Here is a 23802-nt window from a genome sequence, read left to right as displayed (position 1 = left end):
GCGCCCTGAGGAGAACGCAATATGAGAGCTCTCTACACCGCCGCGACCGGTATGAAGGCGCAGGAATACAACGTCGAAGTCATTTCGAACAACGTCGCCAACATGCGGACCACGGGCTACAAGAAACAGCGGGCCGACTTTCAGGATCTGTTGTACCAAAACCTGCGGCGCATGGGCACGGAAACATCAGCGGACGGCACCATCGTTCCGACCGGCATCCAAATCGGCACCGGTGTAAAACTGGCTGCCACGGGCCGGGTAATGTCCCAGGGGTCCCTGGAAAACACCGGCAAGGAACTGGACATTGCAGTCCGCGGCGAAGGTTTCTTTCAGATCCAGCTTCCAGGCGGCACTACCGGATACTCACGGGACGGTTCATTCGAGCGGGATCAAAATGGACAGCTGGTGACCATTGATGGCTATCCGCTTGATCCCAACATAACCATTCCGGAAAACACCCGCGACTTGACAGTTGCAGCTGACGGCCGGGTCCAGGGCATTGACGCCGGCGGCGCCACAGTGGAACTGGGACAGATTCAGCTTGCCCGTTTCGTCAACAAGGCCGGTCTTGAAGCGATCGGTGACAATCTGTTTCTTGAGACCGATGCCAGTGGCGCACCGCAAACCGGCAATCCAAACGACGACGGCTTTGGCAGCACACAACAGTACTTCCTGGAAATGGCCAACGTGGATGCGGTGACCGAAATCGCCGATCTGATCTCGGCCCAGCGCGCCTACGAGATGAATTCGAAAGTCATCCAGGCGGCCGACCAGATGTACTCGACCACCACTCAGATCCGCTAATGAGAAAGGCTTAAGTCGATGAAGACCTTAATAATAGCCGCTCTTGGTCTGACATTGGCTGCGCTGACAGGTTTCAGCGCGGCGGCCAATGAGCGCCCGGTTCTGCGATCTCAAGTCATGACCTTGTCGGACATCGTCACGGTTGGGGACTTCTACTCCAACGCCGGAGATGTGGCACAAGTGCCGCTGTTCCGATCCCCTGACATGGGAACCTCGGGCAATGTTCCGGCAGGCACGGTTGCACAACGCGCGCGGGATGCAGGCCTGATCGCAGCGGGTACAGATGGTTTGCGCACTGTCGTTGTTCATCGCGGCGCGACCCGTCTTAACCGCCATCAACTGGAAAATCTCATCCGCAATGATCTGGCCAGGCTCGAGGCTGGCATTGATCCAAACGGGCTCGACATCACCCTTTTACAGGCTCCCAATCAGATACTGGCGGACCCGAAAGTAACGGACCCAGTCCGGATCGACAGGATCAACTGGAGTCGGAACAATGGTCATTTCACGGCCTTCGCCACAGTCGCTGTGGAACACGGCACACGTCCTTTGACCGTGACCGGCACTGCAATTGAGATGATTGACGTTCTTGTGCTCGGCCAGCCGTTGAAGCGCGGCGACATCGTTCAGGAGGCAGATCTCACAACGATCCGCCTTCCGCGCATGAAGGTCAACACCGCAGCTCTCCAGGACAGCAAGAGCATCATCGGAAAGGCTGCCCGTGTGAACCTGCGTCCGAGCCAACCTTTGTCGAGTAAGGACTTTGAACACCCGGTTCTGGTCGAACGCGGCGACAAGGTCACAGTCACCTACAATCTCGGCGCAATGAAACTCACCTCGCGCGCCAAAGCCCTTACAAACGGCGCCAAAGGCGACGTCATTGATGTCATGAATCTCCAATCCCGGCGCGTCGTGCCTGCGACCGTTACCTCCCGCGGCCAAGTAGCTGTTCATGCCGCTCATGCAATTGTTGCAAGCCTGAACCAAGAGGCCAATTAATGTCTATCTCTCGCAACATATCCCTGTTGGGCAGCATCGCCCTTGCAGCACTTGCTGCAGGATGCGGCTCAGCCGACAGGCTGGCAAATGTCGGCCAGCAGCCCGCCCTGAACGCCATTCAGGATCCGACAACAACCCCAGGATACCGGCCGGTTCAAATGCCGATGCCGGAGCCGGTTCAAGCGCATTACAATCCGAATTCCTTGTGGCAATCGGGCAGCAGAGCATTCTTTAAGGATCAGCGCGCAAGCCAGGTTGGCGACATTTTGACCGTTGTGGTTTCCATCGATGAAAAAGCCGAGATCGAAAACGATACAGCCAGAAGCCGGACAGAAACCAACGGCGCGGGCGTTGGCGGTGCACTTGGCAACGCCATCGATACAGTTTTCCTGCCCGCCGGAAGCTCAGCCAGTGACCTCGGGAACGTAAACAGCAGCTCCACCTTTGCCGGTGCGGGTGAAGTCGATCGCGAGGAAGAACTGCGGACAACTGTTGCCGCCGTCGTGACCCAGGTTCTGCCAAACGGCAACATGGTCATTGAGGGGCGCCAGGAAATCCGGGTGAACTTCGAAGTTCGGGAACTGATTGTAGCCGGTATTGTGCGCCCGGAAGACATCACGTCCAACAATACGATTGCCAGCCAACAGATTGCGGAAGCCCGCATAGGCTATGGCGGGCGCGGCCAAATCACCGATGTTCAGCAGCCGCGGTACGGCAACCAGGTCCTGGATATCCTCCTGCCGTTTTAAACCGGCACTCACAACCAGCTCCCCCGGCTGCAGCAGGCAAGTCAGACGTGAAAGGCCTGCAGCAGCTGAACCGGGCACGGCATCTCGCTCCCCGAGTGCCGTGCCCGATTTCTTTTGATCCCGGCGATCGTCATCCTTCACTCAGACATAAAAAAACCTCCCCGTTTCCGGGAAGGTCTTAAAGTCAATTTGGTTTGCGTATGCAGCAAACCGGCCGTTACTGGAAATCAGTCGTCGCGATACACCTTTTCCCGGCGTTCATGCGCTTCCTGAGCCTCAATCGACAACGTCGCTATTGGCCGTGCCTCGAGCCGGCGCAGTGCAATCGGCTCTCCCGTCTCTTCACAGTATCCATAACTGCCATCCGCAATCCGCTCCAGGGCGGCATCGATTTTCGAGATCAACTTGCGTTGGCGGTCACGGGCGCGCAACTCGATAGAACGATCTGTCTCCGAAGATGCACGATCTGCCAAGTCCGGGTGGTTCTGGCTTTCCTCCTGAAGGGTCGCGAGTGTTTCAGCGCTTTCTTTCAGGATCTCATCTTTCCAGGCAAGCAGCTTGTTTTTGAAGTATTCCCGCTGCCTATCATTCATGAACGGCTCGTCTCCCGAGGGTCGGTATTCAGACTCAATATCAACCGTCATCTACAACTCCGGCTTACCGTTATGACGGGCGCAATATATAGGCGCTTCGCGCCGGGGACAACGGTTCATTTGGTAAAATTAGCGTCATAAATTCTGCAATTAATTCAATTTGTTGCGTAAAATTTAGCCAATATCGCGGCTCAGTTTCGACGCCCCCACACCCGGTCAATCCGGGAATCGGCCGAGCTTTGCGAGCTCTACTTTGACCCTGAGTTCGATCTCTTCCAGCACGCTGTCGACCTCCGGGTCGCCACTGGATTGGCGCTTTGAAACTGTCAGCGAAAGCTGTTCCAACCGATCCTCCGAAACATGGCCTGCCAAAAGATCTGCACGGATGGATTCCAGACTGTCCAACAGAGTATGGCCATGGCGCGCAGCTTTCTTGCGGCGCTCGGAGAGTTCATCCACCTCCTGCAGAGCCAGAAGTGCATCTATGCCCTGAATACCTGCCCCACCGGCTGTGGCCTGGGTCTTCGGCTGCTCAGTGGCACCACCAAGGTCCGGCGCAAAATCGCTGCCTGAACTGCTGCTCTTTTTGGCGCCGCGCCCCTGAACCCCGGTTAACGGTTTGCTCCCGGTTATACGCATTGCTCTATCCTACTGTTCTGAACGGCTGACCAACACCAAGTTGCTCCATGGCCTGACAGAATCTGCCCTAAAGGGTAAATGAGTCCGGGCAGGCAAGGCAATATTTGCCGGGCATCTAATGTTAATCATTAACTCTATTCGCCACATTTGCGTGGATATGCTCGCCATTTCCCGGCAAACGGCGCAGAATCCAGCCACTTTAGCGAAGCAATCCGGTCAGACCATCAACTTGGCACGGCTCTCGCATAATGCATCTCGAACCATAGTACCCCTTGGCCGCCAAAATGGCCCATAGATGGATCTGCGTTAAGAATGCGTCGTCTGATCACATTTTTCGAAAACCGCACAGCCCGCATCACACTTGTTGCAGCGGCTCTTATCGGGTTGCAGCTTGCGATCGCAGTTCAGGCTGTTGCGTCTTCGCGGATCAAGGACATTGCGGATTTTGAAGGCATCCGTGAGAACCAGCTGATTGGGTACGGCCTGGTTGTCGGCTTGAACGGCACCGGCGACAGCCTCAACAACACACCCTTTACGCAGCAAAGCTTGCAAGCGATGCTGGAACGGCTCGGTGTGAACACACGAAACATCCCGCTCAACACCAACACGGTCGCAGCCGTAATGGTCACGGCAAACCTGCCGCCGTTTTCCACCCAGGGCACTCGGATAGATGTCAACGTCAGTGCGCTCGGGGATTCTTCATCCCTTCAGGGAGGTACTTTGCTGGTCACTCCCCTCGTTGGGGCCGATGGTGAAGTCTATGCAATCGCTCAAGGATCTGTCGCTATCGCCGGTTTCACCGCACAAGGTGACGCTGCATCAATAACTCAAGGCGTGCCCACAGCTGGCCGGATCGCAAATGGCGGCCTCGTCGAACGGGAACTGGATTTCAAGCTGGCCTCTTTGACCAATGTTCGTCTGGCTCTGCGCAACCCGGATCTCACCACGGCACGCCGGGTGGCTTTGTCAATCAACGAACTGATCGGTATGCCGACGGCAGAACCTGTCGACCCGGCAACGGTCCAGTTGGAACTGCCGCGCCAATACGATGGCAATATTGTTGACCTTCTAACCGATATCGAGCAATTGATCATTGAACCAGATCTCGCTGCAAAAGTTGTCATAAATGAAGCCTCCGGCATCATCGTCATGGGGCAGGACGTCAAGGTTTCGATGGTAGCTGTTGCTCAAGGCAACCTGACCGTAACGATCGCTGAGACCCCGGAAGTCGTGCAACCCCTGCCCTTCGCCAACGGCCAGACCGCAGTGGCGCCGCGCACCGAATTGAACGTGAATACCGATCCCGATGCCAAACTGGCAATTGTTCCCGGTACCGTAACCTTGAAACAACTTGTCGATGGATTGAACGCTCTCGGAATCGGTCCGCGGGACATGATCTCAATCCTTCAGGCAATCAAGGCTGCCGGTGCCCTGCAAGCAGAAATCGAGGTGCTCTGATGGACTTGCCACTTGCTCCCTCAATGCCCCGCTCCAACCCTCTGGATGTCCTTCAAGGTGTGAACCCGAGCGACAAGTCCGCCGCGCGCGCCGCAGCAGAAGAATTTGAAGCCGTGTTTTTAAACAATATGCTCCAAAGCATGTTTTCCGGTCTTGAGAACGGCGGTGCCTGGGGTGGCGGAACCGGATCAGACGCCTGGCAAAGCATGCTGGTCGATGAGTATGCCCGTACAATTTCGGCTGCCGGCGGCGTCGGAATCGCAGATAGTGTTGAACGTGAACTGCTTGCTTTGCAGGAAGGTGCCCAATGACCGCACAACCAGATACCAGCAGCCTTCCCTTTTCTCTAGACCGGCCGACGAGCAGACAAGAAGCTGAAAACTTTTGCTACGCATTGTCCGGCACGATGGAGGCGCTTCTGTCCGTGATCGAAATGGAAACTGATCTGGTCCGGGCAGGAAAGCTGAAGGAAGCCGGTGAACTGCAAGCCGACAAGGCCCGTTTGATCCATGAATATACCCGCGGAATGATGTCGGCAAAGGATCATGCTGTTGCTCTGGGCAACCTTGCGCCGGCTGCGACCCAATCCTTGCGCCGCCAGCACGGCGAGTTCCAGCCTGTACTGCGCATCAACTTGGCCGTTCTGGCAACTGCGCGCGAAGTGACCAACAACATCGTCTCTTCCGTCGCAAAGGCTGTTGGGGCAAAAAATGCTACTGCACCGACCACTTACGGCCGGACGGGCGCATCCCCGGATGGTCCGAAATCTGCTCAGGGTATCGCAGTGAACCAATCACTGTGACAATCCAGCTGAGCCTTGATGTTTTCCTCAAGGTCCAGTTTTAGGTGCAGATTCGAACTGAGAGACGCGGGCTTGAAAACGAATCAAAAATGGTCACAAGAAGATAAATCCAACCCCTTAAAATTCTAACTATTCCGTTAACAGAAGATTCATTCCCTTACGTTATTTTTGTCACTATCGGGTCATAGTATGACGTTACCCGGAGGGCAAAATGGATACCGCATTAGTCCGGCCTCCATCGCCGACATATACGGCGATCACGCCGGTGACACGCGCCCCGGAAAAAGATCAACCGGCAAGTTCTACGGATTTGCCGGCGGAGGACACTGTCCGTCCTTCTGCAGATTCATCTGGATCTCAACGGGCTGCGACAAACGAACAGAATAGGGCCAGTGAAGGCCGCGCTGATCAGTCTGCACTGGAGCGTTACACGCCACCCGTGACACGCCAGAACGTGTTCGACGAAGATAGCGAAAGCGTCATCTACGTCGCGACCAACACGGAAACAGGCGATGTCATTCGCCAGATTCCGAGCGAAACTCTGCTGAGGCTGCGTGCCTACAGCGAAACGGTTGCCGCTTACCGGACCCAGGTCGAAGAACAGCAGCGCTCAAGCTCTGAAGACGAAGCCGTTCAACGCACTGTGTAAACCACGGTTGAACGGCTCGTTCTGGACCCATGCTTCATGGGGCACGGATATCTATTTCCAGTTTCCAAAACATCACAATCTGAACTGCTTTGTCATTTGATGAGCTCCCGCATCGTGTCGAGCCTATCGCCCGGGTAGAAGCTTGTCATTCCCACTGAGACCGCAGTTCCCGTTGCCGACAGTCCAACCGGCTTTGCAAGTATCCATCCGAGCGTGATCGACCGCTCCCCAGGTCTCCCCTCAATCAGCCGTCGCCAAAATCAAAACCAACATCGGTCAGCTACGGGTTGGAACAGTCTAAGAAAATCGTTCGAAAGAGAACGTTAGGCCGCTCGGCTAAAGCACTCACTCCCAAAAACACAGCAGTCTTCCTTGCAGAAACGGCTCGTTTCAGCCAAATTAAGACTGTAGGACTTTGTTAACCTTAATTTCTGCTAACCGTATTTTTTACATTGTCATTAATACTTATAGTCTTTCTTGGTCGGTGATCCCCAGGACGGGAATCTTGTTTTGCGTTTTTCCAAGGAAGGAAAAGAAATGTCCGACATCACCCTCACCAATGCCGTACGGGCCAACCTCAACACTCTGACTTCGACCGCTAAAATGATGTCAGATGTTCAGAACAAGCTGGCGACCGGCAAGAAGGTGAACTCCGCGCTCGACAACCCGAATTCATTCTTCACGGCAAAAGGCCTGGAGAACCGCGCGAGTGACCTCAGCACCCTGCTCGACGACATGGGCCAGGGTGTGCAGACACTGAAAGCAGCAGACAAAGGTATTTCCGCGATCTCCGATCTGGTCGATGCAGCCAAGGCAAAAGCCAACCAGGCGCTGCAAACGTCAGACAAGGCTCAGCGGGCCCAGTACGCGAAGGAATACAACGACCTTCTCGGCCAGATGGAAGATCTGGCAAAAGACTCAAGTTACAAGGGCAAGAACCTGCTCGCTGGATCCGGCAACGATTTGTCAGTGACATTCAACGAAGACGGATCTTCCAAACTGGATATCTCCGCCGTCGACTACACCGATGTTGCAAGTGACACCGGCCTGGGTCTTAAGGACCTCAGTGTTACATCCTCTTCCTCGAACGCAACCCTGGAAATCGCCGCTGATGCGGCAACCAACGGTACTTTGCTTACGGCCCATTCGGGCTTTAGCGCCGGGGATACCCTTACCGTCACCGATAAGGACGGCAATCAAGTCGGCACTGTCGCCATTGACGCCACCACTACTGTAAACGGCTTGGCAACATCGCTGAACGCCATGACCGGCATCACTGCCTCCTATACCGTAGCAACTGGTGACTTATCGTTTGGCGGAGAAGGCGTAACGCTTTCCAAAGGGTCAAGCGAGCTCGCTTTTGGCGGATCCATCAGTGACTTTGATACCGACGCGAAAATCGAAGCATCACTGACTGCCCTCAAATCGGCACAGGATACTCTACGAGCCCAAGCCTCCACGTTCGGTACCAACCTATCGATCGTCGAAAACCGACAGGACTTCACCAATTCCCTGATCAACACGCTTCAGGAAGGCGCTGGTGAATTGACGCTTGCTGACACGAACGTGGAAGGCGCGAACCTCCTGGCACTGCAAACGCAGCAACAGCTGGCGTCCACTTCCCTGTCCATGGCATCGCAGGCATCACAGAACGTGCTGCGACTGTTCTAAGGCAGCCTGCACTCACGCTCACGGGGTTTTAAGAGAAATGCCCTGAGTTGATGCAGACCATTGAAAAGAATAAAGTTTCAGGCGACGGGGTGTAACCCCGCCGCCCACACGCATTTACTTTACGTTATCCATAACGCCCGTTAACCATGTTTGTTTAGATTCCGTTTCCAGATTCAGCCGTTTGATGTGCACCGGTCCCAGGAAGGGGCTGTGTATCTCGTGTTCCTAGAAAGGAAACAAAATGGCTGACATTACTTTGTCCAGCGCGGTTCGTGCGAACCTCAACACCCTACAGCAGACCGCATCTTTCATGTCCGATGTCCAGAACAAACTGGCCACCGGTAAAAAGGTGAATTCTGCGCTCGACAATCCGGGCAACTTCTTCACAGCATCTGCTCTTAATGCTCGCGCTAGCGACCTTGGTGGTTTGCTTGATGACATGGGCCAATCGGTCAACACCATCAAGGCGGCCAACGACGGTATCACCAGCATCACCAAGCTGGTTGAATCCGCAAAAGCAAAAGCCAACCAGGCGCTTCAGACGGGCAGCCAGTACGAGCGGAAGCAATTTGCTGCTCAGTACAACGAACTGCTGACGCAGATTGAAGATACTGCAAAGGATGCGGGTTATAAGGGTAAAAACCTGCTGGCCGGTACAGGCAACGATCTTCGGACCATCTTCAACGAAGACTCCACGTCCAAACTGGATGTTTCCGCTGTTGACTACACCGACACAACCCTGTCTACCGGTCTGAACCTGTCCGACTTGGCAGAAGGCCAAGGCGGCGCGACTGCGTTCAACCTGAGCGGTGGTAAGACAACCATCACCCTCACAGGTGCCGATGGCTCCTTGAATTCCAGCTCCACGTTGAGTGAATCCACAGCGATTTCGACAACGACAACGCTGCAGTTCATCAACAACGTTGAAGCAACGGCCCCGGCCGTAATTGCCGGTTCACAAGTCACAGCAGGTGCTACAGTCCAGGATCTCGTAAATCAGCTGAACTCCACAGAAGGTGTTCGGGCTGAATTCGACGAGACCAACGGACAGTTGACCATCTACAGCAACGAAGACTTGATTATCAACGATACAGCCGCAGCTTCAACTTCAGTTGCCATCACGATCGGGTCTTCTGCCGAGGTAGATGCATCTGCGTTGACGTCAGGTTCAACACTGACGGATAGCGGCTCCTTCTCTCTTGGCGATACCATCACACTGACCGATGGTAACGGCTATGAGTTAGGTTCGTTTGAAGTTGAAGCATCGTCTACAGTTGATGATCTGAACACGTTCATCAACGACTTCAATGGCGTGAGCTCAAGCTTCTCTGGTGGCCGGATCAGTGTTACATCTGAAACCGACCTGACAATCAACTCCAAGCGTTCGGGTTCCAACAACACGGACTTTGCGAGTGAAGCCTTTTCGGCAACAACCAACGGCTCATTCAGCATTAATGCGCTTTCTGACTCCGGCTTTGCGACGGACACCGCAATCAACCGGACACTGAGCAAGCTCAACAATGCGCTCGGCAACCTGAGAACCCAGGCATCCGAGTTTGGTACCAACTTGTCCATCGTTGAAAACCGTCAGGACTTCACCCGGAGCCTGATCAACACGTTGGAAGAAGGTGCCGGTAAGTTGACGTTGGCGGACACCAACGAGGAAGGCGCGCGGCTCTTGGCACTGCAGACACGTCAGCAGTTGGCCTCGACCTCACTGTCCTTCGCATCTCAGGCAGACCAGAACGTTCTGCGTCTCTTCTAAGACAGAAAGTCTTAAGCACGATCTGGAAAGGCGGGCCCCGGCCCGCCTTTTTCTTTTTTGACTCATGATTTTTGAGAATACTCGCCCGATAGAACTGCCGTCTTATCCTGACAGACGCGCCTCCCCACCTCTTCCGCATAGCCCCTGAGCCCGCCGGACCGTCTGGAAGATTGCTTCCTGCAGGTCGTTAAACCTCTGTTAACCATAGAGTGCGAGACATTATTTATTGTTATTTTTAACAATGTAATTTCTGACGCTTCAGGAAGAGGCGTCACGACCCCAGGAAAGGGATCTTGAATGTCTGACATTACCCTGTCGGCTGCCGTAAGGCAGAATCTGCTTACTCTCCAATCCACTGCTGATTTCATGTCCGGCGTCCAGAACAAGCTGGCGACCGGCAAAAAGGTGAACTCGGCCCTGGATAATCCGAATTCCTTTTTCACAGCTTCCGGCCTCAATGCCAGGGCAAACGACCTCGGCACTTTGCTCGACGACATGGGCCAGTCCGTGCAGACAATCAAAGCTGCGGATAAGGGGATTACGACCATCACAGAGTTGGTGAAATCTGCAAAAGCAAAAGCAAACCAGGCTCTACAAACACAAAGTCAATACGAGCGAAAACAGTTTGCTGCGCAATACAATGATCTATTGAAACAGATCGAAGCTGTTGCCAAGGACAGCTCATATAAGGGCAAAAACCTTCTGGCCGGCGCAGGCAACGACTTGACCACCATCTTCAACGAAGACGGAACATCAAAGTTGACCATGGAGGCTGTCGACTTTACGCAGACAGAACTTTCCACCGGCTTGAACCTAACTGATCTCGTTGAAGGACAAGGCGGCGCGACGGCATTTAACATCACCGGAGGCAAGGTGGAACTGACCCTCACCGGTGCAGATGGCGCTTTGAACTCAAGCTCACGACTTCATGAATCCAGCGGCATCACAACAACCACTTCGCTGAGTTTCGTCAAATTTAACGAATCCGGAACTCCGGCGCTCATGGGCACGAACGTATCCGCGTCCGCAACCGTTCAGGATTTCATCAACGAGTTGAATAAAGCGGAAGGTGTACGCGCTGAGTTTGATGAGAAAACCGGCAAACTGACCATTCTAAGCAACGACAAGTTCCGGATTTCTGACGCAGGCGTTGGTGCCGCGACTGCCATTACGCTTGGAAATGCAGCCGATGTAACGGCCGCTGCCTATAACACACTTACTGCAAAGCTTGTCGATAGCGCCTCCTTTGCAGTCGGGGACACACTCACATTGACTGACGGCAACAACTATGAACTCGGATCTCTGGAAGTTGGCGCAGACACAACAGTTGGAGACCTGGTCAACTTCGTCAATGACTTCCAAGGAGTAGATGCCTCGTTTAACAAAGCCACGGGCCGGTTCAGTATTTTGGCAGAGACGGATTTGACATTGGCGAGCGAACGCAATGGCGCGAACAACACCGACTTCAATGCTGAGAATTTCAATGCAAACAATGACGGTGTCGTCTTGTCGGCATTGGAGGATTCCAGCTTTGCTACAGACAGCGACATCAACCGCGTCGTTGACCGCTTGAACAACGCGCTTTCCACTCTGCGGTTCCAAGCGTCAGAGTTCGGGACGAATCTTTCAACGATCCAGCATCGGCAGGATTACACCACCGCCATGATAAATACGCTTCAGGAAGGGGCTGGAGAGCTAACGCTTGCAGACACAAATATGGAAGGCGCAAACCTTCTGGCTCTGCAAACTCGTCAGCAGTTGGCGTCAACGTCCCTCTCCTTTGCTTCTCAGGCTGATCAGACGGTTCTATCCTTGTTCTAAGTCCAAACAGCTGTCGTCAGACAGTCCTAAATCACTTGGATTTCCAGAAAACGGGCCCATCGGCCCGTTTTTTTTGCCTGTTTCAAATTCCCTATTCCCTCCCCCTCAAACAGCCGTAAAAGCCAGCAATTCAGCCAAAAAACATGTTAACGACAACACTTCCGGGCATTATAAACATTGTTATTTATTACAATATATTTGGAAGTTATTCTCTAAATTAATTGATATTTTTTACAATGACTGGAAACGGCTTTACTTTCCACCACCTGCATATTTCAAGTTTTTTACCATTGATTAAGGTTAACAAGGAATTCTGATACCAACCTGCTCAGGAAGAGCAGCTGAACATATGACCCAGGAAAGGGATTATTGATGTCAGGCATTACGCTTTCGGCTGCCGTCCGGCAGAACCTGCTTACCCTCCAAAACACCTCTATCTTGACCGCTGATGTCCAGAACAAACTGGCCACGGGCTTGAAAGTGAACTCTGCGCTCGACAATCCGGGCAACTTCTTCACGGCATCTTCGCTGAATTCACGCGCCAGCGACTTGAGCTCATTGCTGGATGACATGGGCCAATCGGTCAACACCATCAAGGCAGCCAACGACGGTATCACCAGCATCACCAAGCTGGTTGAATCCGCAAAGGCAAAAGCCAACCAGGCCCTGCAAACCCAAAGTCAGTATGAGCGGAAGCAATTTGCAGCGCAGTACAACGAACTGCTGACGCAGATTGAAGACACAGCCAAAGACTCCAGCTATAAGGGCAAAAACCTTCTTGCAGGCTTGGGCAACGATCTGCGGACAATCTTCAACGAAGACGCAACATCCCGCCTGGACATTTCTGCCGTAGACTTCACAGAAACCTCTCTGTCCAACGGCCTCAACCTGTCGGACCTTGCGGAAGGTGAAGGGGGGGCAACCGCGTTCAACCTGAGTGGCGGCCAGACCACTATCACCCTCACTGGTGCCGATGGCTCTTTGAATTCCAGCTCCACGTTGAGTGAGTCCACAGCGATTTCGACAACGACGACGCTGCAGTTTATCAACAACATTGAAGCAACGGCGCCGGCCGTAATTGCCGGTTCTCAAGTCACAGCAGGTGCTACAGTCCAAGATCTTGTTAATGAATTGAACTCCACGGAAGGTGTTCGGGCTGAGTTCGACGAGACCAACGGACAGTTGACCATCTACAGCAACGAAGACTTGATTATTAACGATACAGCCGCAGCTTCAACTTCGGTTGCCATCACGATCGGGTCTTCTGCCGAGGTCGACGCTTCCGCGCTAACTTCAGGTGCGACACTGATCGGCAGTGGTTCCTTTAAGGCCGGCGACACTATTGCGCTGACTGACGGCAACAACTACGAACTCGGCTCCCTTGAAATCGAGGCCTCAACAACCGTCAACGACTTGGTCAACTTCATTAATGATTTCAATGGAGTGTCGTCTAGCTACAACAACACAACAGGCCGTTTGAGCATTACGTCAGAAACTGATCTGACGGTACAAAGCAGCCGTGCAGGCGCCAACAATACCGACTTTGCCAGTGAAGCGTTTGCGGCGACGACAAATGGACAGAAGTCCCTGTCCGCCCTTTCAGACTCCGGGTTTGCCACGGACAATGACATCAACCGGGTTCTCACCAGGATCAACAATGCGTTGAACAACCTGAGAACACAGGCATCCGAGTTTGGTACCAACCTCTCGATTGTTGAAAACCGGCAAGATTTCACCAGATCGATCGTGAACACACTCCAAGAAGGTGCGGGCAAACTAACCTTGGCAGACACGAACGAGGAAGGTGCAAACCTGCTTGCTCTGCAGACTCGGCAGCAGTTGGCCTCGACCTCCCTGTCCTTCGCCTCTCAGGCGGATCAGACCGTACTGTCCTTGTTCTAAAAAGCAGAATCAGTCTCGCGTCAAAAGCGACAGAAAAATCAGAAACGGCGGGTTCGACACCCGCCGTTTTTGTTACCTGATTACAATTACTTTGAAGACAGTCAAAATTTTTGCTCGTAAATTCAAAGCGTTAAAAGAAAGCTTTTGGTAACTTTTATTTAAATAACGTTAATCCGTGCATCACCGATTAACTTTCCGTTTAGATTTACAGACACAGTCCACTCCTGCGCATTGAATGCGGTGGCGGCCTGTACGAGTACTGAACAGGAAATGCGGTGAAGCCAGATGCCTGATATTGTTCTTTCCAGCGCGGTTCGCGATAACCTCCTGTCACTGAAAAAGACAGCAGCATTCCAGGAAACAACTCAGAACCGCCTTGCAACCGGCCTTAAGGTGAATTCGGCGCTTGATAATCCGAATTCCTATTTCACGGCGCAATCCCTAAACGACAGAGCAAATGATTTGTCCAATCTCTTGGACAATATGGGGCAAGCCGTTCAGACACTCCGGGCGGCTGACGACGGTATCACCTCGATTACCAAGCTTGTTGAGTCCGCAAAGGCGATCGCAAACCAGGCGCTGCAGACTTCGAGTGAATACGAGCGACGGCAGTTTGCGATCCAGTACAACGCCATCCTTGAGCAGATCGAAGACATGGCCAAGGATTCCGGCTATAAAGGCAAGAACTTGCTTGCCGGTGCCGGGAACGAGCTGGAAGTCATCTTCAACGAGGACAGCACCTCCAACCTGACAGTCAACCCGGTCGACTTTACCGATACAACGCTCGACGCAGGTCTTAATCTGGACGATCTGGCCACCGGTGCAAGCGGCACATCCTCATTCAACTTGTTCGGTGGCAGCGGTCAACTCACTCTCACGGGCCTTCAAGCATCTTCCAACCTTACTGATCTGGCTGCTTTTGCCGATAACAACCACGTCATGATCTCAGATGGGTCTACCACGACCACCTTGACTGTGGGTGTCGACATAGTGACCGTGCAAGATTACGTCGATGCACTCGACAACTTGTCAGGTGTCCATGCTTCATTTAACGAAACGACTGACTCCATCACGCTGGTTACCGGCCTAAACAGTAACGTCACAATAACAAAAGACAACAATGGTGGCGGCAGCGCATCTGATGGTGGCATCACCGCCGGTACGACAACAATAACGGCCGGCGCCCTCTCCTCCACAGCGACGCTAGTTACCTCAGGTGGTTTTAAGGCCGGTGACACGATCACAATAACGGATGGTAACAGTTTTGAACCAGCTTCACTCGAAATTGACGCCGAAACGACCGTCGATGACCTGGTAAAACTAATAAACAACGTGAAAGGTCTTGATGCGACTTTTTCGGGAGGCAGTATCAGCCTAATCGGTGAAGTGTCGTTCAACATTTCCAGTGACAACACTGATTTTAACCGAATGCGCTTGGCATCGGCCTCAGGGACAGTTGCCTTGAGCGCAACTGCGTCAGAGTTTAAGACTGACACTGACATTGAGCGCACACTTCAGGCGATCAATGCGTCACTGGATGAACTTCGAACCTCGGCTCGAAGTCTGGGGACCGCGCTATCCACAGTTGAGATCCGAACGGATTTTACCCAAAATATCATCAATACGCTTGAAGTCGGCGCTGGAGACCTCACAATCGCGGATATGAACGAGGAAGGAGCCAATATGCTGGCCCTTCAAACCCGCCAACAGTTGTCTTCGACAGCTCTGTCCCTGGCAAACCAGGCAGAACAGAGCGTGTTGAGTCTGTTCGGCTAATTAAATGAGCCGGAAACGGCAGGTTTCGGAGGACAGCGTTAACCTATTTGTTAACGTTTGGCTCCGATACTCAACGCTGGAGGTCAAGAAATGGCTCTCAAAGTCGAGTTAAAGCCGGGTGAACGGATCATCATTGGTGAGAGCGTAATAACCAATGACAATCAAAGGACCCGCTTGTTCATCGAGGGCGAGGCGCCGATTCTCAGAGAGAAGGACATTCTCACACCTGAAACCGCGGATACGCCAGCCAAGCGCGTCTATCTCGCTGTTCAGTTGATGTATTTATCCACCGACCTTGAGAGGGTTAAGGAGAGTTACTTTACCCTGGTCAATGATATTGTGAAGGCCGCGCCGAGCACGATTCCCTATGTCACAAGGGTAAGTAACTCGATCATATCCGGATCCTTCTACAAGGCACTGAAAGAAGCTCGTAAGCTCATTGAGTATGAAGGGACGCTGATCAGTCATGTACAAACAGGCAGCTCAGGCCTATCAGAAAACCAGCCAGGCGGCGCCGGTATCGCCGCGGGAACTGGAAGCGACTCTGCTGATGAAAGCCGCAGCCCGGCTCCAGCTGATCAAGGATGAATGGGACGACCTTTCCCTCGCAGAGGTCGACGATGCGCTGATCTACAACCGCAAACTCTGGACGGTTCTTGTGACTTCTGCGACGAGCGACGAAAGTTCCTTACCGCAAGAGATCAAGAACAACATCGGATCCTTGGGCGTTTTCGTCTTCAAACAGACGATGAACGTGATTACGACTCAAGATCCGGAAAAGCTTGGTTCGCTGATCAACATCAACCGGACGATTGCCGAAGGTCTTCGGGCAAAGCCTGAATAACTTCATCGATACTGGGAACCAAAAAAGCCGGCGCAATTGCGCCGGCTTTTTTGGTTCGAGTTGAATTAATGGTATTACCTTAGGAAATCAGCCAGGCTCAGATTGAACACGATCGAAGATGCATTATAGGAGACTTCAATGTTGGTTCTGAGCTGCAGGATTTCCGCCGCAAGACGGTCCTGATCGATGCCTTCGATCTCCCCGATCGTCGCCTCATAGGTATTCACCACTTGTATATGGCGCTGATCCGTAAGGCTGGACGTTCGGTGAGCGATGGCAATGTCCGTCGAGATGTCCACGATGCCTGACTGATCAATTCCGGGCGGCTGCAGGATGGCCCGGAGATCAGTTGAAAGCGCATTGTAATATTCTTCATCCAACTGAGCGCCGCCTGAGAAGTCCGCAGCAGCAAATGTAGCAAGTGTTTGCACAAGCTCTTGGAGCGGTTTCTCGTTGGCCCGCACGCCATACTCAACCGTCAAATTGGTATCGATGATCGCGTTCTTGTCGGTCCGGGGATCTGTTGTGGTCGTGTTCCGTCCTGTGTACCAAGAAACGGTGTCGGTTGCGCCAGACGTCAGCGCCGTAGCAGTCGTGAAAGTCGGACCTGCAACCCTCTGCGGAACTTCGCCGTTGTATGTGCTGAAGAATTCATTCGATGCCCAAGTATCAGACGCAGCTTTCAATGTCGTCTTTGCGGAATCTTCCAATTCCTTAGCGATCGCGTCGCGGAGATTTTGCGCGGTTACGGCCAAATCAGCCCCTATAGCAAAGGTCCCTTCCGCTTCATTGGAGGCCGCTGCGGTCAAAGTTATTTTCGTCGTCTTGGTGTGATCCGGAGGCAGCGTCAACGTGATTTCGATCTGTTCGCCGAGGGTGGGTTGTCCGGTAAACTGGACATCGAACGTATCGGGATCCCCTCCTCCGGGTCCAGTCAGTGTCACGTTTGTCAGCGTCGACGTTACCGAAGAAATGTCAAAACCGAAGTCATGCGTTCCATCTTCTGCTATCGTGAATGTGGAATCCACAGGCCCAGGAGTTGTCGTCAAGGCCGACACGGTCATCCGGCCATTATTGAGGGCGCCGAGATTAGCCTGCGAGAACTCACTCATGTAGGTCTTCAGGCCTGAAAGCCCGTTTGCACCATCCATGATCACATCGATAGCCTGGACCGGATCTGAGATGGCATCCGTACCGCCGAACGGATAATAGCCGGCAACCTCTGTGTTCAGGATATTCAGAGCCTCGTTTAGCAAAAGCTCTGCTCTTGATTGGGTCTGGGTCTGACCATCGCTCTGGATCACGAAGTCATTGGTATCCATCGCCGATTTGGCATCACGCCGAATATCTTCCAACCGATCCAGTGACACGGTCATGGCTTCGAGATGAAGATTGGAGATGGTGATCGTCTCTTGATAGGACTCGATCAGGCTGACTTTTTGCGTCAACTGGATATCGAGAAGGCGCCGGTCGCCGATCTCACCATAAGTGCTGCCGACCTTTCCGCTCGCCAACTGTGTTGTCTTCTCAGTGAGCTTGTCATTGAGGTTCAGCAACTGGCTGGTGAGGTAACTCCGCGACGTTGAGATGGATGATACAGGCATACTCTACCTCACTACGTTCAGGAGTTCTTGCATCAGATCATTGATCGTCTGCATGACGCGGGCATTAGCTGAATAGGCGTTTTCAAGCTGCACCAGGAAAGCCATTTCCGCATCGAGATTGACCGAGTAGCTCTCCTCGTACCGGATCGCCAGGTTGAGCGTCAGAGCCTCCTTGGAATCCGAATAAGTCTTTGCGTCCGCAGCCTGATTACCCTGATAGGCAACCGTCTGGTTGATGTAATCCAGAACAGTTCCCTGAAACGGGCTGGTACTGCTGCCCAGCCCGGCCGCCGGGTCGAAATAGGCGGTATCGTTGGTCAACGCGTTCAGAAGATATTGAGCGCGGGCCGGATCGTTTTCGGAGTTTGCTGTTGGGGTCGTCTGGTAATTGACGAGCAAAGAACTGTCTGCAAGCAAAGCCGAGTTTACACTGATGCCATTCGCAAACCCAACCCGTTGCCCGCCATTTTCCGGTGCATCAGTGAAGATTTCTGTGCCGTTCCGCTGATCTACAAAGATCGACAGCCCCAATCCCTGATCCGTGTTTGCCGTCGGGGTAATGTTCGCTGACAAGCTCTGGACCGTTGTGGCATTTGGTAAAGTCGTGCTGTCACCGAGAACCCGAAGGTTGTTACTGCCATCATTTGAAACCTGTAGGTCAGGCGCCGCGGTTCCGAGCGCCGCAATGATGTTCGTGACGTACGTAGCCGGTGTGCCGCTGGAGATGTCTATACCCACGACCGTGTCATTTGGGTTGGTCGTTGCGGTATTGGCCAGCGGCAACAGTGTTGGGTCACTGACAGCCATGAGCGTGATGGTCTGGGACTGCCCAGCCGAGTTCGTATACTCCAGACTGATCGTATTGCCGGACTGAAGACCGGATACCGGAAGGTCAAAGCCGGTATCCGGACCAACGGTCGCAGCCGTGCTGGCCTGGGTTACGTTGGAAAACGCGAGGGACAGCTCAGCTGCGATCGTATCCAGCTGTTTTTGCGCCTCTATAAGAACATCATCGCGCAACTCCATGGTTGCGACCATAAGGCCGGTGCCAATGGTGCGATCGCGACCGGTTGAACCGGCAGGTACAATATCGAACTGGGCACCGCCTGCCGTCGTCGCGACAATAGCGTTGCCTTGTTGATCGGCTCCCAATCTGTTTGTCTGTTGAAAAGCAAGTGTGGCTGCCTCGCCGTCAGAGAACAACGGCTGACCGCTTTTAGTTTGGATAAACAGCGTATTCGTGGTCGTTTTGCTTACATTGAGATCCAGATAGCCGGAAAGCTGTTCAACGAGGCGGTCGCGTTCGTCTTCCATTTCCGAGCTCGAAACGCCAGCCTGTGTGGCATCGCGAATGGCCGCATCGATTGATTCAATGCTGGACAAAAGACTGTTCACGGTCTCTGTCTGACGAGCAAGCGCTTCGTCCGCTTCCTGGCGCAAGTCTGCGATCTGCTGGTAGGAAGAATTCAACTCCCGTGCCATCGCATCAGCTGCAGCCACCACTTCCTGCTGTGCCGCGTAATTGCCGGGCTGATTGACCATCGACGACAAAGCCGCAGTCAACTCCCCTGCCAGGGCTGATAGGCCAGTCTGATCACCAATCGTGCCGAAGATATCGTCGAGCCGGTCGGTAAATGCAGCAATCTGTTTGCCGTAGTTCGTATCAGCGAGCGAGTTGAAATAGTCTGACTGAATCTCTTCGTTGATGATCCGGCTGATCTCATTGGAGACAAGGCCGGCAACGTTCCCCTCGCCGTCGAAGTAGGCGTTTGCTGTGACGGTTTTCTTGGAATAGCCGGCCGTATCAGCGTTTGCGATGTTCGATGCGGTGACATCGATCTGCCGCTGATTGAATGCGATGCCGAAAACCGCTGTGTTCAGGGCGCTTGTAAGTCCCATTGCGGCTACTCCTTGGAAATACTCAGAAAGGGAAGTGCCGGCGGACTATGCCGCCGGCTTTTTTGGGTTACCGGACCATGTTCAAGGCGCTGTCCAGCATCTCGTCTGCAGACGTGACGATCCTGGAGTTTGCCGAATAGGCCTGCTGCGTGATGATCAGTTTGGAGAATTCATCTGCGATATCAGCATTCGAAAGCTCAAGAGCATTTGAAATGACTGCCCCGCCTCCTGAAAGGTCGGCATCACCCGAGTCGGATGTTGCGGCAAATCCGGCACCATCCACACGCCGAAGGTTTTGTTCTGCCCGGAAGGTTGCAAGAGGTATCTCGTAGAGCGCCCGGGTCTGATTGTTGGAGTAGCTCGCGATCACCCGGCCAGATTCATCGATGGCGATGTTCGTGAGTTCGCCGGCGGCATAACCGTTCTGGTTCAGGTTGACCGATGTCGCAATCCCGTCCGGATCAGCAAACTGCGTCAAAGACCCGTTTGCAAAGGAGATGGTTATGCTGTCCGCGGCATTGGCGGCAGTACCAGCCGTGACACCGCCAACCGTGATGGTATCAAGCGTGAAGTTTGAGGTACCATCGGTCGTAACACCGAGACCTGCCGTTGCGCCTGTAGTGGCAATAGTAGTCACCTGCCCGGTACCATCAAAGGTGACGTCGCCAACTTTATAGTAGGACGTCCCAGTCTCTCCGCCTGTATCGATATACATGCTCCAGACTTCAGCCCCGGCAGTGTTATCAACCTTGGCCCATCGGACGTTGAGCGGCACTTCAGAACCATTTGAATTGTAAGCTGTAACAGCCCCGCCGGAAATTGAAGACGCCAGAAAATCCGCTTCGAGAGTGCCGGTATCCCCGATTTCGGTCGCACCCAAGTTTGGCCCCGGCGCACCGTTAGTACCGTTGTTCAGGAGTTCAGAGTTTGCGGTATTTGCGTCATAGTTTGTCGTTGCAGGGACCCGCGGCAAACTCGCCTGATAATTGACTGTTGTGGTCGCACTCGCCGCCAGAGGCTGGCTGTTGATCTGAATGACAGACGGATTGTCACCAACAGGGTTACCGGTTGTCGGATCAAGCGGGAAACCCTTCAGGTAATAACCGGACTGATTGACGAAGTAGCCCTCCTTGTTGACTTCAAAGTCCCCGGCGCGAGTGTAGAATGTATCGTCAGCAAAGGTTGTTGAACCGTCGACGAAATCAGCAGCCTGCGTGACGACAAAATACCCACTGCCATTGATCGCCATATAGGTATCGACCTGACTGGAAGAGATGTCGCCAGCAACAGTGTTGGTTGCCCGCGATGTAGAGTAGGTCGTGCCGGATACCTGGTCGGCCTGCGTGGAACCGCCACCGGATACCAGATCGGAGAAGGTCGTATCGAGACGCTTGAAGCCAACCGTCTGTGAGTTCGCAACGTTGCCCGAGATATTTTCAAGCGCGGTCGCCTGCGCTGACAAACCAGAAACGGCGGAGTTGATCGCCCCGTAAATACCCATGTTTCGTCCTCTTGGTCACTGTGGGCCTGCTCCTGAACAAGGACAGCCCGATTTCGAAGAGGATTAGCAAGCACTGTGCCAAACTTCCAAAAAATCATGTTAAATGAACAATTTCAAACACATACGCAAAGCGACCTCGATCATTCATGGGCAAATACCAGCGGCACACCCTGCTCGGAGCGGCAAAAACTTCCCGCCGGACAGGCAAGACTCTCCACTTACCGGTGATCAACCGGCACACTCTGCAAAAAGCTGACTTGCATCCGAAGCGCCCGCCTGCCACCTTTCGGCCACGTGAATAACAGGGACACCCACATGCGCTTCGAAGGCACTGATAGTTACATCGCTACTGAGGATTTGAGAGTTGCGGTCAATGCCGCTGTCGCACTCGAGCGGCCCCTTCTGGTCAAGGGCGAACCGGGAACTGGAAAGACTGTCCTGGCTGAACAAGTCGCTCAAGCGCTCAACGCCCCTTTGATCGAATGGCATGTCAAATCGACGACAAAAGCGCAGCAGGGACTTTACGAGTACGATGCGGTGTCACGCCTGCGCGACAGCCAGCTCGGCGACGAACGCGTTAAAGACATCAACAACTATATCCGCAAAGGCAAACTCTGGGATGCGTTCGTGGCCCCGGAAAAACCTGTTCTGCTGATCGATGAAATCGACAAGGCGGATATCGAGTTTCCGAACGACCTTCTGCTCGAACTCGATCGCATGGAGTTCCACGTTTACGAGACAGGTGAAACGGTTCGCGCCAAACAGCGCCCCGTCGTGATCATTACGTCGAACAACGAAAAGGACCTGCCGGACGCGTTCTTGCGCCGCTGTTTCTTCCACTTCATCAAATTTCCGGATGCCGAGACGATGACAGAAATCGTCGAAGTTCACTTTCCGGGTATCAAGCAGCGCTTGCTCAACGAAGCACTGCGCATGTTCTTTGAAGTCCGGGATGTTCCGGGCCTGAAGAAGAAGCCGTCAACCTCGGAGCTTATCGATTGGATCAAGCTGCTTCTAAATGAAGACATTGACCCTGAGACCTTGCGCCAACAGGATAGTGGGAAATTGATTCCGCCCCTGCACGGTGCTTTGCTGAAGAATGAACAGGATGTCCACCTTTTTGAACGTCTGGCATTCATGGCACGCCGGGAACGGGGATAATCTGATCACGGGACGCATCTGACATGCTCCATCTGGCCAAACTTGCCCTCCTCTGCTTGATCGGCGCTTGGACACTCTCCGGCATTGATGCCGCCGAGGCCCAGGTGAGCCCGGAAGCTGAGGCTGGCTGGCAGAGCGATGTAGAGGGCCTGCGGCATTTCACCGGCCTGCGCTGCCCGGATGTTATTGGAGCTTTTTACCGTATCAAGGTGATGGAAGGTGATGGCTCCAGCCTGGCTGGCTGCATCTATACCGGCCGCGACGGCATTACCGCGGTATTGCGGATGCACTTGCAAGGCTCAGGACGCCGCGAAGCAGTCAGTTTTTCACGCAGCTATAAATCAGCCGGGTTTGAATCCATCTTGTTAAGCGGCCCGGCCGAGACAGGCATTTCCTTCAAGACCGGAACGCGGGATAACGCGACCCAATGCGAAACCTTCTGGCATTTTGCCGGTGCGAAAGCCGACTTCACCCTATGGATGGCCTACACTCTACCAACCCAGGAAATTGACATTGGCCCGGCAATCGCGTCTTTCACAGAAGCATTGGCCCGCCAGAATTGACCCGGCTCGGCTCCAAAGGACAAAAGCGAGGGCATCTGCATGCGTCTCTACCTTTTTAGGCACGCAAAATCCGACTGGGGAGACGCCGATCTTGCAGATTTTGACCGTCCATTGAACGGACGCGGGAAATCCGCTGCCCGCGTGATGGGGCGGTATCTGCGCGAACAAAACCTCCTTCCAAACCGCATCCTGTGCTCGACTTCTCTGCGAACCCGCGAGACGCTCTCTCGCACCCTGCCCTTTCAACCCCAGGAAGCGCAGATCCATCTCTTGTCGGACATCTACGACGAAAGCGATCTCAGCTATACCAACGTGATCCGGCGCCATGGCGGACGGGCCCAACAGCTCATGGTGATTGGACACAACCCGGCCACCGAGCAGACAGCAATCGAACTCGCCGGAACAGGTGACGCAGATGCCATGGCAGATCTGCGGATCAAGTTCCCCACTGGAGCGCTCGCAGTCATCGACTTCGACATCGCAAGCTGGGACGAAGTGCAATTCGGAACCGGCCATCTGGAGCGGTTCATCAAGCCTCGAGATCTCGCCGCGCAGTTAGACGACTAGCCTTCAAAGCGCTTCTCATATTTGCAAGTCCATGG

Annotated in this window: 22 protein-coding genes; 17 read left to right on the top strand and 5 right to left on the bottom strand. The window is 53.6% G+C overall.

Annotated features, from left to right (window positions below; genetic code table 11):
* The first annotated feature begins 21 nt into the window (after positions 1-21).
* The 3 genes from flgG to flgH are packed head-to-tail and all read left to right on the top strand — an operon-like array spanning position 22 to position 2552.
* Complete coding sequence (gene flgG, locus ACQY4Z_RS19995; protein WP_428524217.1) at positions 22-804, top strand: flagellar basal-body rod protein FlgG; 783 nt, start codon at positions 22-24, stop codon at positions 802-804.
* Positions 805-822: 18 nt separating this feature from the next.
* A complete protein-coding gene (gene flgA, locus ACQY4Z_RS19990) occupies positions 823-1803 on the top strand; it encodes a flagellar basal body P-ring formation chaperone FlgA (RefSeq protein ID WP_428524215.1) in 981 nt (326 codons plus the stop codon).
* On the top strand, positions 1803-2552 hold the full coding sequence (gene flgH / locus ACQY4Z_RS19985; protein WP_428524213.1) for a flagellar basal body L-ring protein FlgH: 750 nt from the start codon (positions 1803-1805) through the stop codon (positions 2550-2552). Before flgA ends, flgH begins: the two co-directional genes overlap by 1 nt.
* A 227-nt stretch (positions 2553-2779) precedes the next feature.
* Here flgH and dksA read toward each other — a convergent pair whose 3' ends face one another.
* Positions 2780-3196, bottom strand: coding sequence for an RNA polymerase-binding protein DksA (gene dksA / locus ACQY4Z_RS19980; protein WP_428524211.1), 417 nt, complete (start codon positions 3194-3196; stop codon positions 2780-2782).
* A 165-nt stretch (positions 3197-3361) separates the two neighbouring features.
* Complete coding sequence (locus ACQY4Z_RS19975; RefSeq protein ID WP_428524209.1) at positions 3362-3784, bottom strand: flagellar assembly protein FliX; 423 nt, start codon at positions 3782-3784, stop codon at positions 3362-3364.
* A gap of 312 nt (positions 3785-4096) precedes the next feature.
* Between ACQY4Z_RS19975 and ACQY4Z_RS19970 the strand changes: the two genes are divergently transcribed.
* From ACQY4Z_RS19970 to ACQY4Z_RS19920, 11 genes are all read left to right on the top strand, one after another.
* Positions 4097-5242 carry a flagellar basal body P-ring protein FlgI gene (locus tag ACQY4Z_RS19970; protein ID WP_428524207.1) on the top strand — a complete coding sequence of 382 codons (1146 nt, stop codon included), beginning with the start codon at positions 4097-4099 and terminating at the stop codon, positions 5240-5242.
* Positions 5242-5553, top strand: a complete 312-nt coding sequence (locus ACQY4Z_RS19965) for a rod-binding protein (protein WP_428524205.1) — start codon at positions 5242-5244, stop codon at positions 5551-5553. Before ACQY4Z_RS19970 ends, ACQY4Z_RS19965 begins: the two co-directional genes overlap by 1 nt.
* Positions 5550-6044: a flagellar protein FlgN gene (locus ACQY4Z_RS19960; protein ID WP_428524203.1), complete on the top strand. Its 495-nt coding sequence runs from the start codon at positions 5550-5552 to the stop codon at positions 6042-6044. The genes ACQY4Z_RS19965 and ACQY4Z_RS19960 overlap by 4 nt, the downstream gene beginning before the upstream one ends.
* A 211-nt stretch (positions 6045-6255) precedes the next feature.
* On the top strand, positions 6256-6693 hold the full coding sequence (locus ACQY4Z_RS19955; RefSeq protein WP_428524201.1) for a flagellar protein FlaG: 438 nt from the start codon (positions 6256-6258) through the stop codon (positions 6691-6693).
* Positions 6694-7230: 537 nt separating this feature from the next.
* Positions 7231-8364 (top strand): flagellin, encoded by a 1134-nt coding sequence (locus ACQY4Z_RS19950; protein ID WP_428524199.1) that lies wholly within the window; start codon positions 7231-7233, stop codon positions 8362-8364.
* A 241-nt stretch (positions 8365-8605) separates the two neighbouring features.
* Entirely contained in the window at positions 8606-10129 is a 1524-nt protein-coding gene (locus ACQY4Z_RS19945) for a flagellin (protein WP_428524197.1), read from the top strand.
* A gap of 297 nt (positions 10130-10426) precedes the next feature.
* Positions 10427-11950, top strand: a complete 1524-nt coding sequence (locus ACQY4Z_RS19940) for a flagellin (RefSeq protein WP_428524195.1) — start codon at positions 10427-10429, stop codon at positions 11948-11950.
* Between the two features lie 372 nt (positions 11951-12322).
* Positions 12323-13852 (top strand): flagellin, encoded by a 1530-nt coding sequence (locus ACQY4Z_RS19935; protein ID WP_428524193.1) that lies wholly within the window; start codon positions 12323-12325, stop codon positions 13850-13852.
* A 285-nt stretch (positions 13853-14137) separates the two neighbouring features.
* Positions 14138-15628, top strand: a complete 1491-nt coding sequence (locus ACQY4Z_RS19930) for a flagellin (RefSeq protein ID WP_428524191.1) — start codon at positions 14138-14140, stop codon at positions 15626-15628.
* A gap of 90 nt (positions 15629-15718) precedes the next feature.
* The gene (gene flbT / locus ACQY4Z_RS19925; RefSeq protein WP_428524189.1) at positions 15719-16216 is read left to right on the top strand and encodes a flagellar biosynthesis repressor FlbT; all 498 of its coding nucleotides are present in this window, start codon (positions 15719-15721) and stop codon (positions 16214-16216) included.
* Positions 16161-16472, top strand: coding sequence for a flagellar biosynthesis regulator FlaF (locus tag ACQY4Z_RS19920; RefSeq protein WP_428529616.1), 312 nt, complete (start codon positions 16161-16163; stop codon positions 16470-16472). Before flbT ends, ACQY4Z_RS19920 begins: the two co-directional genes overlap by 56 nt.
* A gap of 74 nt (positions 16473-16546) precedes the next feature.
* On the opposite strand, the gene ACQY4Z_RS19915 is transcribed toward ACQY4Z_RS19920, so the two are convergent.
* The 3 genes from ACQY4Z_RS19915 to ACQY4Z_RS19905 all read right to left on the bottom strand — a co-directional run bounded on the left by ACQY4Z_RS19915 (position 16547) and on the right by ACQY4Z_RS19905 (position 21476).
* On the bottom strand, positions 16547-18076 hold the full coding sequence (locus ACQY4Z_RS19915; RefSeq protein ID WP_428524187.1) for a flagellar protein: 1530 nt from the start codon (positions 18074-18076) through the stop codon (positions 16547-16549).
* A gap of 3 nt (positions 18077-18079) precedes the next feature.
* Positions 18080-19975: a flagellar hook-associated protein FlgK gene (locus ACQY4Z_RS19910; protein ID WP_428524185.1), complete on the bottom strand. Its 1896-nt coding sequence runs from the start codon at positions 19973-19975 to the stop codon at positions 18080-18082.
* 67 nt (positions 19976-20042) lie between these two features.
* Entirely contained in the window at positions 20043-21476 is a 1434-nt protein-coding gene (locus ACQY4Z_RS19905; RefSeq protein ID WP_428524183.1) for a flagellar hook protein FlgE, read from the bottom strand.
* 315 nt (positions 21477-21791) lie between these two features.
* On the opposite strand from ACQY4Z_RS19905, the gene ACQY4Z_RS19900 reads away from it, so the two are divergent.
* The 3 genes from ACQY4Z_RS19900 to ACQY4Z_RS19890 are packed head-to-tail and all read left to right on the top strand — an operon-like array spanning position 21792 to position 23767.
* Complete coding sequence (locus ACQY4Z_RS19900) at positions 21792-22637, top strand: AAA family ATPase (protein ID WP_040452303.1); 846 nt, start codon at positions 21792-21794, stop codon at positions 22635-22637.
* 23 nt (positions 22638-22660) lie between these two features.
* Positions 22661-23200, top strand: a complete 540-nt coding sequence (locus ACQY4Z_RS19895) for a hypothetical protein (protein ID WP_428524181.1) — start codon at positions 22661-22663, stop codon at positions 23198-23200.
* A gap of 39 nt (positions 23201-23239) precedes the next feature.
* A complete protein-coding gene (locus tag ACQY4Z_RS19890; protein WP_428524179.1) occupies positions 23240-23767 on the top strand; it encodes a SixA phosphatase family protein in 528 nt (175 codons plus the stop codon).
* The last annotated feature ends 35 nt before the right edge of the window (positions 23768-23802 follow it).

This window comes from Roseibium sp. (assembly GCF_965276855.1).
In the GTDB taxonomy this organism is placed as follows: domain Bacteria; phylum Pseudomonadota; class Alphaproteobacteria; order Rhizobiales; family Stappiaceae; genus Roseibium.
Note: the sequence above shows the minus strand (reverse complement) of the source record. Positions and strands in the feature narration are given on the sequence as shown.

Bases quoted from the DNA above. Each gene is read 5' to 3' on its own strand.
- flbT (WP_428524189.1), top strand. From the start codon at position 15,719: ATGGCTCTCAAAGTCGAGTTAAAGCCGGGTGAACGGATCATCATTGGT.
- ACQY4Z_RS19915 (WP_428524187.1), bottom strand. From the start codon at position 18,076: ATGCCTGTATCATCCATCTCAACGTCGCGGAGTTACCTCACCAGCCAG.
- flgG (WP_428524217.1), top strand. From the start codon at position 22: ATGAGAGCTCTCTACACCGCCGCGACCGGTATGAAGGCGCAGGAATAC.
- ACQY4Z_RS19905 (WP_428524183.1), bottom strand. From the start codon at position 21,476: ATGGGTATTTACGGGGCGATCAACTCCGCCGTTTCTGGTTTGTCAGCG.
- ACQY4Z_RS19960 (WP_428524203.1), top strand. From the start codon at position 5,550: ATGACCGCACAACCAGATACCAGCAGCCTTCCCTTTTCTCTAGACCGG.
- ACQY4Z_RS19975 (WP_428524209.1), bottom strand. From the start codon at position 3,784: ATGCGTATAACCGGGAGCAAACCGTTAACCGGGGTTCAGGGGCGCGGC.
- ACQY4Z_RS19930 (WP_428524191.1), top strand. From the start codon at position 14,138: ATGCCTGATATTGTTCTTTCCAGCGCGGTTCGCGATAACCTCCTGTCA.
- ACQY4Z_RS19970 (WP_428524207.1), top strand. From the start codon at position 4,097: ATGCGTCGTCTGATCACATTTTTCGAAAACCGCACAGCCCGCATCACA.
- ACQY4Z_RS19950 (WP_428524199.1), top strand. From the start codon at position 7,231: ATGTCCGACATCACCCTCACCAATGCCGTACGGGCCAACCTCAACACT.
- ACQY4Z_RS19955 (WP_428524201.1), top strand. From the start codon at position 6,256: ATGGATACCGCATTAGTCCGGCCTCCATCGCCGACATATACGGCGATC.
- ACQY4Z_RS19940 (WP_428524195.1), top strand. From the start codon at position 10,427: ATGTCTGACATTACCCTGTCGGCTGCCGTAAGGCAGAATCTGCTTACT.
- ACQY4Z_RS19965 (WP_428524205.1), top strand. From the start codon at position 5,242: ATGGACTTGCCACTTGCTCCCTCAATGCCCCGCTCCAACCCTCTGGAT.
- ACQY4Z_RS19935 (WP_428524193.1), top strand. From the start codon at position 12,323: ATGTCAGGCATTACGCTTTCGGCTGCCGTCCGGCAGAACCTGCTTACC.
- ACQY4Z_RS19910 (WP_428524185.1), bottom strand. From the start codon at position 19,975: ATGGGACTTACAAGCGCCCTGAACACAGCGGTTTTCGGCATCGCATTC.
- dksA (WP_428524211.1), bottom strand. From the start codon at position 3,196: ATGACGGTTGATATTGAGTCTGAATACCGACCCTCGGGAGACGAGCCG.
- flgA (WP_428524215.1), top strand. From the start codon at position 823: ATGAAGACCTTAATAATAGCCGCTCTTGGTCTGACATTGGCTGCGCTG.
- ACQY4Z_RS19900 (WP_040452303.1), top strand. From the start codon at position 21,792: ATGCGCTTCGAAGGCACTGATAGTTACATCGCTACTGAGGATTTGAGA.
- ACQY4Z_RS19945 (WP_428524197.1), top strand. From the start codon at position 8,606: ATGGCTGACATTACTTTGTCCAGCGCGGTTCGTGCGAACCTCAACACC.
- ACQY4Z_RS19890 (WP_428524179.1), top strand. From the start codon at position 23,240: ATGCGTCTCTACCTTTTTAGGCACGCAAAATCCGACTGGGGAGACGCC.
- flgH (WP_428524213.1), top strand. From the start codon at position 1,803: ATGTCTATCTCTCGCAACATATCCCTGTTGGGCAGCATCGCCCTTGCA.
- ACQY4Z_RS19895 (WP_428524181.1), top strand. From the start codon at position 22,661: ATGCTCCATCTGGCCAAACTTGCCCTCCTCTGCTTGATCGGCGCTTGG.